The organism is Bacillus sp. DHT2, assembly GCF_026241455.1.
Lineage (GTDB): Bacteria > Bacillota > Bacilli > Bacillales > Bacillaceae_G > Bacillus_A > Bacillus_A pseudomycoides.
The window spans coordinates 1-13,463 of record NZ_JAPHWH010000033.1; the positions used below are offsets into that span (position 1 = coordinate 1).

At 34.6% G+C, this 13,463-nt stretch carries 9 protein-coding genes and 4 pseudogenes; 4 read left to right on the forward strand and 9 right to left on the reverse strand.

Translation table 11 applies throughout. From position 1 onward, the window contains the following. A pseudogene (locus tag ORL93_RS29915) lies at nt 1–1,035 on the reverse strand (IS4 family transposase); the annotation flags it as partial. A gap of 136 nt (nt 1,036–1,171) precedes the next feature. Then, nucleotides 1,172–1,504 (reverse strand): DUF1904 family protein, encoded by a 333-nt coding sequence (locus tag ORL93_RS29920; RefSeq protein ID WP_001120967.1) that lies wholly within the window; start codon nt 1,502–1,504, stop codon nt 1,172–1,174. 790 nt (nt 1,505–2,294) lie between these two features. On the opposite strand from ORL93_RS29920, the pseudogene ORL93_RS29925 reads away from it, so the two are divergent. Next, nucleotides 2,295–2,875, forward strand: a pseudogene (locus tag ORL93_RS29925) (sensor histidine kinase); the annotation flags it as partial. 581 nt (nt 2,876–3,456) lie between these two features. On the opposite strand, the gene ORL93_RS29930 reads toward ORL93_RS29925, so the two are convergent. The 6 genes from ORL93_RS29930 to ORL93_RS29955 all read right to left on the reverse strand — a co-directional run bounded on the left by ORL93_RS29930 (nt 3,457) and on the right by ORL93_RS29955 (nt 10,443). Next, complete coding sequence (locus ORL93_RS29930; RefSeq protein WP_265960250.1) at nt 3,457–4,635, reverse strand: macrolide family glycosyltransferase; 1,179 nt, start codon at nt 4,633–4,635, stop codon at nt 3,457–3,459. 286 nt (nt 4,636–4,921) lie between these two features. Next, nucleotides 4,922–5,779, reverse strand: coding sequence for an alpha/beta fold hydrolase (locus tag ORL93_RS29935; RefSeq protein WP_265960251.1), 858 nt, complete (start codon nt 5,777–5,779; stop codon nt 4,922–4,924). Nucleotides 5,780–6,398: 619 nt separating this feature from the next. Beyond that, on the reverse strand, nt 6,399–6,770 hold the full coding sequence (locus ORL93_RS29940; protein WP_016114392.1) for an ATP synthase subunit I: 372 nt from the start codon (nt 6,768–6,770) through the stop codon (nt 6,399–6,401). A gap of 37 nt (nt 6,771–6,807) precedes the next feature. Then, on the reverse strand, nt 6,808–7,263 hold the full coding sequence (locus tag ORL93_RS29945) for a MarR family winged helix-turn-helix transcriptional regulator (protein WP_265960252.1): 456 nt from the start codon (nt 7,261–7,263) through the stop codon (nt 6,808–6,810). Nucleotides 7,264–7,414: 151 nt separating this feature from the next. After that, complete coding sequence (locus ORL93_RS29950) at nt 7,415–8,944, reverse strand: cardiolipin synthase (protein WP_265960253.1); 1,530 nt, start codon at nt 8,942–8,944, stop codon at nt 7,415–7,417. Nucleotides 8,945–9,258: 314 nt separating this feature from the next. After that, complete coding sequence (locus ORL93_RS29955) at nt 9,259–10,443, reverse strand: YhgE/Pip domain-containing protein (protein ID WP_097795300.1); 1,185 nt, start codon at nt 10,441–10,443, stop codon at nt 9,259–9,261. 205 nt (nt 10,444–10,648) lie between these two features. Here ORL93_RS29955 and ORL93_RS29960 point away from each other — a divergent pair, with 205 nt between their 5' ends. Beyond that, complete coding sequence (locus ORL93_RS29960; protein WP_097795301.1) at nt 10,649–11,263, forward strand: TetR/AcrR family transcriptional regulator; 615 nt, start codon at nt 10,649–10,651, stop codon at nt 11,261–11,263. Nucleotides 11,264–11,494: 231 nt separating this feature from the next. Here ORL93_RS29960 and ORL93_RS29965 read toward each other — a convergent pair. Beyond that, nucleotides 11,495–11,686: pseudogene (locus ORL93_RS29965) on the reverse strand (Tn3 family transposase); the annotation flags it as partial. Nucleotide 11,687: 1 nt separating this feature from the next. Here ORL93_RS29965 and ORL93_RS29970 point away from each other — a divergent pair. Further along, nucleotides 11,688–12,176, forward strand: a complete 489-nt coding sequence (locus ORL93_RS29970) for a GrpB family protein (protein ID WP_265960254.1) — start codon at nt 11,688–11,690, stop codon at nt 12,174–12,176. A gap of 310 nt (nt 12,177–12,486) precedes the next feature. After that, a pseudogene (locus ORL93_RS29975) lies at nt 12,487–13,463 on the forward strand (IS4 family transposase); the annotation flags it as partial.

Below are 13,463 nucleotides of genomic sequence, written 5' to 3' on the forward strand. Positions count from 1 at the left end.
ACGTAGTGAATATAAATCATAGATTTTCTCTTTTGGTACCCATTCCGCAGAAATATTTGTCATATATACCGTAATTCCTTGTAAAAGTTTCGTACGCTCTGTATATGTAATCCCTTTTTTCTTTTCGCGAATCGCTCGATCGCGTAGGCGTTTCTGTTTTTGCTCCTCGGTACATCTATAAACCACAATGCGAGTAGGCAGTTTGTCTTTACTCCCTACATATACATCATGTAATTCATACACTTGGCCAGGTTGTAATTGTTTCATGATGTCTTCCAAATGAATTTGTATATATACCGGTCTTAATTGAGCGGGTTTTGTTTTAAATACCACTGTTTCGAATTCTTTTCTATATATTTTAGTTGGTAACTTAAGACGTGATAAATAATATCCTTGCTTATCTTGAATAGACTTAAAGTCTTGTAAACGAAAGTATCCTAAGTCACGAATATACAGTTCATTCTTTTGTGCCATGCCTGTTCGAGTCGCACTATATGCCTGATCACTTCGTTTTCCGGGTTCAATTGCCACATCAGAAAATTCTCCACTCAACAAGTCATACTCTAGTTGAATTTTCACACCAGCTTTATGACTACATCCTCCGGCACCAGGATAAGTAGCTGCGAATCGATCTGGAACTTGGAAGGTTGTAGAATCAAGGATACGAATCCGTTCAAAATAAGCAGAAAGAGAATGAGAAATCTTAGATACTCCTCCAATTTTAGCTTGTAGAAGTGTAGTAAATACAGTTCGAAAGAAGGCTACAGAAGCCGAGTTAAATCGTCGATTAAGTCCCTCCGGACTTAATAAAACTCCTGTTGAAGTTTCTAATTGACTACAAAGTTGAGTAAGAGAGGTAGTAGCGACTTGTTGATTTAACCATACACACAAGGATAAGAAATGGTGCCCGTGGCACTTACGTTTTCGTTTCATCCCGCCTGCTTTTATAGCTAATTAATTAAGTGTAGCGGGAGACATATATCGATATAACTCTTCGGCAAATAAAGATAATTCTTGTTTTTGGTTCATATTCATAAAAAGCACGTCACCCTTTCTCATTAACATAAGAGAATAGTAACGTGCTTTTAACTTCAAAAATAGTCTAAATCCTTAAGTTGATGGATGTGGGGCGCTCCCCCTTATAAATGTTACAAAAATCTTTCAAATAGCTCTAACTTGCACAATGCTTCCCGTTAATATAATACGCTGATTCTGTGAAAACCGTAAATACAACCTCTACTTCTGGAAGTCCAAAATCCATTACATATGTAGTAATGGCCTTGGCAAATCGATCACGAATTTCCTGTCCACGCTCGAACCATTTCACTTCAATAAGAGGAAACGCTTCTATTTCTTCTCCATTGAATACAAACGTAGAACTTGGTAGTTCCAACGTAAAATTATCTGTACCACACTCACAAATCTCTGCGAGCTCTTCTACTAATGGCTTGCTTATGCGTTTTAATTGTTCAGTAGTAATTCCACGAAACACAACATGCGGCATGTGAATCCCTCCGTTAGATAGCTTTATATTTGCTCACATCATAGCACAATTTATTTTGCTGCACTAGAATCTATTGGTACATTTCAATGACATTCTTAAGTTGATAGGCATGGGGTGCCGCCACATGCCCATCAACTTAAGAAAACAAATCCACCCCAAAACGAAAAAAGTGAACTTAATTATCATGAATAAATGTGGCATAAAAAATGTTGTTATGGGCATATTTCGAAATCTTAGGGAGAATAAAAAAAGATATTGTTATATTCTTAAATCTGTAATATAATGAATTTATATAATTCCTAATATTCAGAAATTTAAAGAGGAGGAAATAACATGGCAATCGCAATGGCAGTTTTAAAATTTTTAGGTGGAGTACTTCCATTCGTACAAGAGCTTTTAAAAGCATTTATGTAAGTTTATTATTCCGCAATTATTTATAAAAATTATCATACAAATGATCTGTATATCAAAGATGAATTGATGTGCAGATCATTTGTGTGAGTCTAAATGGTAAAAAGGCTTATTTTCTTCACAAGAATTAAGTCTTTTTATATTATTTCTTGTGGAAAATATAAAAATTTACTTCTTCTCGAAATACATGGTCAGAATGGTAGTGATTTACATATATTTGAGAATTGTATTTAGTGATAACATGAAATTCATTTTATTATAGTTAATTAAAAAATATTGCCTGACCATTGCATGGAGAAATTCGGCAGGTATGGGTATGTTGCCAAGCCGAACATACCAAAAACGAGGATTTAGGTAGCACGACTTGGACTAGCAATTGTACTTACCAACAATCCATAAAGAAATACAAAGATTAAGTGGACTAATCAATGACTTATTTGACCTTTCTAAGTTAGAACTTGTGCAAGAAGATTTTCATCCGAGTTTAACATATATGGATCGTATTCTATTAGAAGTACTCGATTCACATTCTATTTCATTAGAAGAAAAACAAATTCATTTACAATTCCGAGTTTCTGATACATTGCCTAAGCTCTGGATTAGGGCTTGTAAGATAGCACGGGTGATCAGTAATTTGTTACATAGTGTAATTCGATATTCTCCAGTATCTGAAATAATTAAGTTGACTGTAGAGGAAAATAAGCAGAAACAGCACGTTCAATATATTTTGCATGATGAAGGAGAAGGCATTGCTTATAGTGATCAACTACGCATATTTAAACATTTTTTAGAACGGATACATCAAGAAGTTCACAATCTGGGGGATCTAGACTCGGATTAGCCATTGCACAATCGTTAATTGAAATGCACAAAGGCAAAATTGGTGTACGAAATCGTTCAGATGGTAAACAAGGGAGTGAGTTTTGGTTTACTCTTCCTGTTACATCAGAAAAAGAATAAGATTATGCAAGACTTTTGTAACATTTATGAAAGTGAATTTAAATATTTTTATAATAAGATAAATATATCGAAGGTGATTTTATTTTCATCCGAGGTAAAAAGTATAAGCAATGTACAGTATAATCTTCTGCTTTATAGTTTCATCTACCTCAACAGGTGAAATTAAAACAGATGATTTACAATGAATTCGCTCAGATGTGCTAGAAAAATAAGCTTGAGCGCCCCCTTCCCCTTATTTTCAAAATCACTTTGTGAAAATGACATAGAATTCATATTCTATGTCATTTTTCGTGTAATTGGGGTATGACAACATCGCTATCAAGCTAAGAAATACAAATACCCCCAAAACGAGAAAATTGACATCTTCATGTGAAAATGTACAATTTTTTTGTTTTGGGGTGTTATAAAATTCTTAAGTTGATGGGCATGGGGTACGGCCAGCATTTTGGAAAAACCCCACGCTAAGCAAAAAATAAAATAAGCCATCCATTTGGACAGCTCTTTTACATAATTTTTGTTATCGGAAGTCAAACTAAAAAAGCCTTATTCAACTCGCATTGAATAAGGCTTTGTGTTTCTCTTCATTTTTTGTTTTGCACAAAAGCATCAATAGCTTTTATAGCTTTTTCTGCCCCGCCGCTTTTTTGAAAACTTTCATTAATTTTTTTGATACCCTCTTTATAGATTTCGTTGGTCAGCACTTCTTTAACGGCATCCTTTAACGTTTCAGGTTTCAAATTATCCTTTGATACTCTGTAGCCGGCATTAAGCTCAGTCAGACGCTGCGCCACTGTAGGCTGGTCCTTGTCATGCGGGATAACAACCATTGGGATATTGAAGTGGATCGATTCATTCACGCTGTTCATACCGCCATGGGTAATAAAGACATCCGTGTGCTCGAGTACCTTTAATTGCGGTACATATGAAGAAATGATAAAGTGCTCGGGAGCTTCTTTAATTTTTGTCATATCTACTCTTTCACCGGCAGCGATGACAACTTTTCCTTTGAAATCAGAAAATGCATCAATACATGTATTAAAAAACTCCTCTGTACGGTCAAGAACCGTCCCCATCGAAATATAAAGGACTTGTTCATCCTCTAATGCTTCAAAGGGAAAGCTACCCGTATAAGCCCTCTTTGGGAATGTCGGTCCGATAAAGATATTTGAATCATCGAATTTTTCGCTATTAGGCTGAAAATACCAGCTCGTAAATACAATCGTTAATTCCGCCGCATTATTCATAAACTGAGCCGAGCTCTCCGGCTCTACGCCATAACATTCTTTCATTTGTACCATTAACTTTTCAGCTTCTTCATCAGGTTTAAATCCGGATTCTGGAGATAAAGGCATGTTTTTAAGAAATTCTTTGGGAAACAAAAAGGATGCTGAAGAGCAAACTCCCGGAATTTGCAAGTAATCTCTCACTAGTTGCCCTGCTCCAAATTTTTCATAAAATACAAAGTCAAAATCAATATCCTGAGATAACTGTTTTGTGATATCTAAAGCGTCCAATGAAGTTTGAATTTGAATTTTCAGAAAGGCATTTAAACCGGCATTCGAATACGGATCAATGGATGCTTTACTCAATAAATCAGGCTGAAGATGAACCGTTGCGCCAACTTTTTCTAAACGTTCTTTAAATTTTTCAGTTGTAATATAGTGAACACTGTCTCCTCTTTCCGCAAAAGCTTTTACAATGCCCAAAGTAGGATTGACATGCCCTTCTGCTGGAAAGTTAATTATTAAAATGTTTGCCATCCGAATAACACTCCTTGTCTCAATACTTGCAACATATTAACTCTCTTACTGCTTTCTCTTTGACTATTAAGGATACAAATAATCCCCCGCTGCTCTAGCCATTGATTCTACCTGCAAAACCAGTTCAGAAACCCCTTGAACCTTAAGCTTTATATTTCATCCCCCATTTGTTAAATATTAATTAAATGATAACAAAAAAAGGAATTTTCAAATCATGCTTAATAATGAAACTGATTCATACTTTAGACCTATTTTATTTATATAAAACCCGATATCGGAAGTAAATTTAAGTTGTTTTTAGAGTAGGTATAGCTAGTATAAATTCCTGAATTGCGCGCCTGAATTCTTCTTTGTTTTCTAAATAAGGATGATGCTTATCTTCTAAAATAGCAACGGACATATTAGGAAAATTAAATTTTTTATAGTGATCTGGTCCAACAGCATCATCATACTTGCCACTAATTACGAGAGTTGGTACTGAAATTTCAGCTGTGATTCGAGTATAATCTTGAAAAAACTCAGGATCCGCATGTACATATTTACGAAAATCAGGGCGGTGTTTAAGTTCTTTATCTAAGTTTTCTAAGACTTTAAGATTTTTTCTATCCGTTAACTGTAAATCATAATACTTTCCCATTTCTAGCAGTTTTTCAGCCATTGCAAAGAAGTCTTTATAGAAAGACTCGATTGACTCATAAGAATCCAAAACATTACCTTCGTCTAACCAGCTTCTCCCTACATTCATTTGATGCAGGTTTGACTCTCGCTTGTTTAGTGTACAATTAAGTAAGATTAAACTTAAGACACTGTCAGGGTGTTGTTTAGCGTAGTTAGTAGCTAAAATACCACCAAATGAGTGTCCGATTACAATCCATTTATCTATCTTTAATTCTTGCCTTATTTCCTCAAGATCTAAAAGTAATCTTTTTAGTGAGTAATCTCCTTTCGGAGCAAGTGAAGAGCGACCACACCCCCGCTGATCAAGATAATGCATTTCCATAAAACTTTCTAAAATAGGGCCACCTGTCTGTTCAAAAGAGTAACTCCAATAACCAGGACCTCCATGTAAGAAAATACAAGGTAAGCCTTGTCCACTTTTGCTTATATGTAAGGTAGTACCATCACTTGTCATTAAATTTTTCATTTTATGAATCCTCCTTAAAGTGAACTTTTCATTATTAATAGTTCGTGACTGTTCATTGGAAACCCTACCTTAAAAACCTGGATATTCTATTCATGTAAGGTTGACATAACGTCTCATTATCAGTAGCAAAGACAAGGTGGTTCCCTACTCTCATAAGGAATCTGACTTTTTCTCTTTCTATCAATCTATGCAATTTTTTATACATTCCTATCATGGTGTGGGTTTTCGAGTTCTTGTTTGTTATTGGATTAGCCGAAAAACTGTATAAAATCTTGCATGCTCTTAACGTGGTTTTTTTCCGAAATGCTGGCGGGACCCCATGCCCATCAAGCTAATATTTTGAAGTGCCCCCAAAACGAAAATTTCATCTTTTCATAGGTGTCCATGAGAATTTAGTTCATTTTTTTCGTTTTGGGGAACATTTAATTTCTTAAGTTGATGGCAATGTGGCGGGACCCCAATAAAAAAATGAAACCCGTTAGGGTTTATTTGATATGCAGAATTTCCAATAATCTACACTGGTTTTTTAGAAAAAGAAAAAAGCCATTTTTGAAAATGACTTTTATTAACCTTAGCTTGATAGCGATGTGCTGTGCCCCAAAAAAAGTTTTATGCTAATCTATTTCTTCCCATCTTTCATGCTATAATACCCTAAATTAATCACAATTAAGAAATAACCACCCATAATTCCGGCAGCAAATGTCCATATGACACTATGGTGTTCAATCTCATACATAATAATCGCACCGAGTATCGCTGCTGCAAACCGATTAATCATACCAAGCGTCGGTGTTTTTGTTTTTTTTACAATGCTATCTCCAAACTTTTCAATACGCCTTCCTAAAATCCAAACACAATACATACTAACAAGCAAGCCAATGCTTGCACCTAAAAAATGGGGCGAAAAAGGCGTCATAATCCATCCTAATAACATCGTGCCTAGCAAATAATACATTTGTATTTTAAATGCCCTTAGTGCCATACGAATCATGCTGTACTCCTTTACCTTTCTCATTGAGACTTTATTACTATTTGGGCTCAAGGTTCTTCTTTTTTTCTTCTCGTATAATTTGATTTATTTTCATTAAGGTATCGGTCATTTGCTGCAAGGCTTCGATATCAATTTTAGAGAAGTATTTCTCAATAAGTAAATCATCTAGCTGAGACAATCGTTCTATATACTTGCTACCGTTAGGACCAATTGTAAGGAAATACTCACGTTTATTGTTAGGATTTGCGTGTTTCGAAATCATATTATGTTTCTCCAATTTAGATAAAACTTGGCTGACAGCACTTTTGGATATATTAAAAGTGGTCGCAATACTGTTAGCTGTAGTATTTTTATTTAAATTAATATAGATTATCATGTTCTCTTGCTGCCCTGTAAGACCAAACTCATTCTTTAACTCCTGAGATAGTAAAATGTTTAATTCATTGTAGGCTCGGTTCATGTCGGTAATTACTTCTTTATAAGAACTAGTCATACTATTCTTCCTCCAATCATTCTGTTATTTCATTGTACGCCGTTTTTTCGTTTTGACATATAGTTTAGTTTAGTTAACTTAACTATATAATACCTTTATGTTAGTGTAAAGGAAAAAGTAATCAAATTTGTTTTGATTACTTTTTTCGGAATTATAATAAAGGGGAAATTAGACGCATTAGGGATTCCAGTATTCGTTTTCGAATACTGCGTTTTTGAAATGATTTCCATCTAATTTCAGACGAATGCTTAAAGTCCTCTTCAAAATCACGTTTAATATCAAGAACTGTCTTAGATTCATAAAGTACGCTAATGATTTCATAATTTTGTTCAAAGCTACGGACATCCATATTTGCTGTACCAATTGTTGCAATTTCATCATCTACAAGTACAATTTTAGCGTGCACAAAACCATCTTTATAGCTGTAAATTGAAGCACCGGCTTTTAGAAGTGGTGCGAAGTATGATTGAGATGCTAGATCACTAATGATTCTATCTCTCTTCCCCGGATATAGAATACGGACATCTATTCCAGCTATTGCACTTAAACGTAGTAATGTTAATGTTTCTTGGTCCGGAATGAAATAGGGTGTTGCGATCCAAATTGCTTTCTTAGCAGAACCTATAACAGCAAGTAAAGTATTACGAATGTTTGTATCATCTGAACTTGGTCCACCTGCTACAATTTGAACAGCCCCTTCTGCATGAGAATTTTGTTTATCTGGAAAGTATGTTATATTCATAAATTGATTCCAAGAATAAGTGTTTAAACCATTAGTGGCATAGAGCCAATCCTCAAGGAATATTGCTTGTAATTTGTACAATGCTTTTCCTTCTATTCTTAAGTGGCTGTCACGCCAAATTGGGAATTTTTTAGAACGACCAAAATACTCATCGCCAACGTTGAGCCCACCTGTAAAACCAATCTCTCCATCTACAATGACAATTTTACGATGGTTACGATAATTGACTGTTTCAAGTGGCCATGACGAAAGAATAGGATCAAATGCCACAACCTCAATTCCTACATCTTTCATGGGTTGCAAGAAACGATTTCGTAATGAATTACTTCCGATCCCATCATAGAGAAAGCGTACAGTTACACCAGATTTTGCTTTCTTAATTAATGCATCGCGAATTTTTGTACCAATTTCATCTGCTCGATAAATAAAGTATTGAATATGTATATGATGTGTAGCATTTTCAATAGCTTGTATAATGTTTGTAAATGTTTGATCACCATTTGTTAAGAGTTTTGTTGTGGTATTATTGGCAACAGGACCGCCACCGAATTTTTGTACAACCTGTGTTAAATAAGTAGAGCGCTCACTTAATGAGGAAGTGAATGATAAATCTAGGCGTTTTCCTTCTAAAATTTCACGGAATAATTTTCTTTGCTCTTCTGAACGATGTAGATGCTTCTTTCTTCTCCAACGACTTCGGCCAAAAAGAGAGTACAAAATCACACCAACTACAGGAAAAAGTGCTAATACTAAAAACCACGCTAAAGTACTTTGTGGGGAACGGTTTTCGATAAAAATAATGAAGGCAATTCCTACTATTGTGATAGACAATAGTACGTCGACAAAGTTGTATAGTGAGATAATGGATGTATTCAACAGAAAGTGAACGATAGAGACAAGTGTAAATACAAATAATAATTGAACTTTAGGGTTTTTCATCTTTATAAAATTCACCTATTCTTTCTTAAATATAGGATTCGTATATGGAAGCTGTAACCTAACGTTTCTATTAGAGAGAATCACAGGGTTGCTACTCTAGTCCGTCATATCATTTACATAAAATATAATGGATTAATAAATTATGGGGTTTCTAAGGCTCGTTTCTTCAAATTTTCTCTAATGTATTGTCCGATAAATGGAATTTTGTGATATTCCATTTCCTTTTTAATGATGCTGAATAAAGTCGAGCTCATGAAAGCCAAAGAGATACAAGGGAAATCCCTTGTATCTCTTTGGCTTTAGATCTACTCTCTCTACACTGACTCAGTAGATAAAGAACCTTTTTGTTTATCTTTCCCTTTGAATACAACCAGTACCATAATTATAAGAGATACAAGTCCAAGAAACCCCATCGTCTGAACATATGAGCCTATCCCGTATCCTCCAAAGAAGAAGCTGCTACGAAATGCTTCTACACTGTACTTAAAAGGAGTCCAAGAATACAACCAGTGTTTTGTCACATCCGGAAGAAATTCGTGTGCCAGTGATAAGACTGGCATAGAGAAGAAGAAGACTACCATTAATATTGGTACCCCGACACGGCCAATCCAGTTGAGTACTGCACTTTGCAAAAGGAAGAACATGAAGCCAAAGAAAAGTAACAATAAGAACATTTCTCCTTGGTTCGGTATGTTTACATCGAGTATGGTATGAGCAATGAAAAGAGTTAAACTTGCAATTACTGTCACGAAAACAGAACCTGCAAGAATCTGTGATAGGACTGATTTTCCTGTAACGCGTCCGTTTGTAAACTTTTGGACAGCTATAAATAAGACTAAGGAGCTGATAAGAGTAGTAATCCATAAGATTTGTGTCAGCATTATAGGAATATTTCCATTACCTGTACGTGCTTGAACTGGATGAATCAACTCCGTTTTAGCAATAAATGGGTTTGCCAATAACTTTGCCTGTTCAGTTGTTAGTGTCATATTTCTTTGTGAAAGCTGATCAAGCAAGGTATTACGGATATTTTCGTTTATCCCTCCAATGAACTTATCAATCATTTGGCTCGAAACCATTGCGGCATTATAGTTCATTCCTTGATTCACCAAGACTTGTACCTCGGCTTGTTGTCCCTTAGGCGTGGTCAGCGATACAAGTTGCTGGGATATTTCTGCTGGAAACACGATGGCAGCGTAGTACTTCTTATCCTTCATCCCTTGCAATACATCTTCTTGCGTTTGTAAGAACGTCCATTTAACGGGACTTTGCTTATTCTGCAGAATTTGCTCTTTTATTTTATCTCCTAAATTTACACTTCCTTGTCCTGGTAAGTTCACACCTGTATCCTGTATTACCATAGCGATCGGCAAGTCTTTTGGTATAGGATTAACAGTTGATCCCATAAAAGCAAAACTAGCGATGATAACAGCAGCCATAATGCCTAAAACGCCACCTAGAATCATCTTTTGTTTGAAAAATTGCTTTACTGTAAGCATTTTAAATTATTCCTCCTAGCATTCATCCAACAAAAAGATAGATAACAAACAACGTGTAGTTTATAATAAAAACATGTTGTTTATAATGAAATTATATCGTTTTTGCTACACAATGCAATTTACATTTAGGGCATAAATGTAAGATAAGAAACAACCGGATGAAATTTGTTGTTTATAATGACAATAACGAACAGGGAGGTATAAGATGTTGAAAAAGGCGGATCTGCGGATTATTCGGACAAAGAAATTTATATATGATGCTTTTATCAAACTGATAGCGGAAAAGGGATACGATGCTATTACCATTCAAGACATCACAGATGAGGCACTCATCAATCGGGCAACATTTTACTCGCATTACAGGGATAAACAAGATTTGTTAACAAAGCTTAGTGAGAATGTACTAGAAGAGTTGACAAGTAAGATGGTCCTATATGCCCATGTGCAGGGACATCAAATAGATCTTTCGGAATTCGAGGGGATTTTACAATCCATATTTGAGTGTATATTAAAACATGCAGACTTTTATAAAAGCATGCTTGGACCTCATGGCATTCATGATTTTAACCTAAAAATGCAGCAGACTATTATGGATAATCTTGAACAAAATTTCATTGAGCTTAAAATTGAAGACCATGACTTAGATATTCCAAAGGATATGGTATTCCATTTCATCACTTCCTGTGTTGTTGGGATGGCAATTTGGTGGCTTCAAAATGACATGAAATATTCACCGAAATATACTGCAAAACAATTAGTGAAGCTTATGACTAAAGGACCCTTGTGTGCAGTGGGTTTTACTTTGTTTAATGAGGGCTAGAAGGAGCAACTGTGCCGGGAAGTGCAAAGTGGTTTCTAATAAATATATTAAAGAAGAAACACGAAGTTTTTTACTACTGTGTTTCTTCAAATTTTCGCTAATGGATTGCTCAATAAAGAGAACCTTACAAAGAAAGGAATAAAATATTCTCCTCGTAGTAAACAACTCAGTGGTATCAATGTATATATGGTGCCCTCTACTACCATAAGGAAGTTTCTTTTTTGAAAAATCTTAAGAAGATCTCTGGAGTGTTAGACGTTCTTTCATATTTAATTTGAATGTCCCATATGGATTTACGTGGGCATAGATAAGTGGTGTTAAAGCTCTAAAATCTTCTGGCACTAACTTTTGCAGTAAAGATTTATTTTTGTCTAAGAGAACTTCTTGAATCATTAAAGTATTGATTAATACTAAACAATTTTGACTGAAAGAACATAATCCAATATGGAAAGATTGGTATTTACAAGAAGAAAAATTACTTAACAACATAATCGGTAATCAATATATTGAGCGAATAAATCACATAGGAAGCACTTCTGTTAATGGGCTATTAGCAAAGCCAACGATAGATATATTGATTGAAATAACAGAAGACTGCGATTTGAAATTTTTAGTGAGTAAGTTAGAGAAAAACGGATATATTTTAGAAAAGCAACCACAAAAGCCAGTACCTCATATGATGTTTATGAAAGGCTATACAGAAAAAGGATTTGCCGAAAAAGTATTTCATCTTCATGTTAGGTATTTAGGTGATTGGAATGAATTGTATTTTAGAGATTTTTTACGACTGCGAAAAGATGTTACCAAAAAATATAGTAACTTAAAAATGAGCTTAATAGATAAATATGAACATAACAGAGATGGATATACTGAAGCAAAAACAGAGTTTGTTAACAAATACACTCCAAACTAATGAGCATATTATTTCCTATTGAACTTTTTATAAAGCAAGTCCTTGATATGCCAGCAAGGAATCCATTTTAATCAATCTTTTTTCAAAATGGATCCTTTTTATTTATCATAAAATGCTGATTTGTGAGGTATTTTTACTCAAACTTTATTCCAAAGCTACATTTTTTTCATTTTAGGGAGTATTTTGTTTTGTTAGCTTGATAGCAATGGGGTAGCACCACACATCCATCAAGCTAAAAAATTGTATCCATAAAACGAAAAAAAACGCTATTCTTTTTGTAGAAATATACAGAAAGGGTGGCGTTTTTGGTATGAATTTATCGATTTCTGATGAATTACAATTGTTTTCTAAAGAATTACAACAACATATGTCACCACATGCTCTGGATCAGTTAGCTAGAAAAGTAGGATTTGTTCAACGAAAAAGTAAATATCGTGCACAAGATTTAGTAGCTCTGTGTGTTTGGTTAAGCCAAAATATAGCTCATACTTCATTGGCACAATTATGTAGTCGATTAGAAGCTAACACAGGTATTTCTATGAGTCCAGAAGGACTCAATCAACGCTTTAATTCTCAGGCTGTACAGTTATACTAGCATATTTACTTCATCAACAATTTTGTTCCACTAACAAAATTACAACTTTGTATACAAACTATTTTCGTCGTATTCGTGTATTGGATTCTACACATTTTCAGGTTCCGGATAAATTCGCTTCTACATATCAAGGTTCAGGTGGTAGTGGTCAGTTTATACATGTTCATGTAGGATCAGGAAAACACAATGATAAAACTTATGGATCTACTTGTTTAACGTCTCTTCAATCGAACGATGTGTGTATACGGGATTTAGGATACTTCGACTTAAAAGACCTATATACTATAGACAAGTGTAATGCTTATTTTATTTCAAGATTAAAGCTCAATACACGGATATATCAGAAGAATAAAGAGCCCGAATACTTTCAAAATGGAACAATAAAAAAGCAATCTGAGTATATCCAATTAGATATGGAACAATTTATTGATCAATTACAATCCGGTGAAACATATGAAATTCCTGAGATTTATATTGGAATGTATCAAAAGCTCCCTGCAAGACTAATTATGTATAAATTAACTGATACGCAAATGAAACGTAGACAAAAGGATTTGGCAGCTAAAGAACACAAAAAGCAAATCATCTATAAAGAACGTAGCAAGCAGCTTAGTGCTATTAACTTTTACATTACGAATATTCCTTTGGAATATCTACCAAAGGAACAAGTATACGATTTTTACTCCTTACGA

What these genes read in the sequence shown, in the direction of transcription:
- ORL93_RS29940 (WP_016114392.1), bottom strand. Translation starts at nt 6,770, where the DNA reads ATGATTCGTATGGCACTAAGGGCATTTAAAATACAAATGTATTATTTG.
- ORL93_RS29945 (WP_265960252.1), bottom strand. Translation starts at nt 7,263, where the DNA reads ATGACTAGTTCTTATAAAGAAGTAATTACCGACATGAACCGAGCCTAC.
- ORL93_RS29920 (WP_001120967.1), bottom strand. Translation starts at nt 1,504, where the DNA reads ATGCCGCATGTTGTGTTTCGTGGAATTACTACTGAACAATTAAAACGC.
- ORL93_RS29960 (WP_097795301.1), top strand. Translation starts at nt 10,649, where the DNA reads ATGTTGAAAAAGGCGGATCTGCGGATTATTCGGACAAAGAAATTTATA.
- ORL93_RS29935 (WP_265960251.1), bottom strand. Translation starts at nt 5,779, where the DNA reads ATGAAAAATTTAATGACAAGTGATGGTACTACCTTACATATAAGCAAA.
- ORL93_RS29950 (WP_265960253.1), bottom strand. Translation starts at nt 8,944, where the DNA reads ATGAAAAACCCTAAAGTTCAATTATTATTTGTATTTACACTTGTCTCT.
- ORL93_RS29955 (WP_097795300.1), bottom strand. Translation starts at nt 10,443, where the DNA reads ATGCTTACAGTAAAGCAATTTTTCAAACAAAAGATGATTCTAGGTGGC.
- ORL93_RS29930 (WP_265960250.1), bottom strand. Translation starts at nt 4,635, where the DNA reads ATGGCAAACATTTTAATAATTAACTTTCCAGCAGAAGGGCATGTCAAT.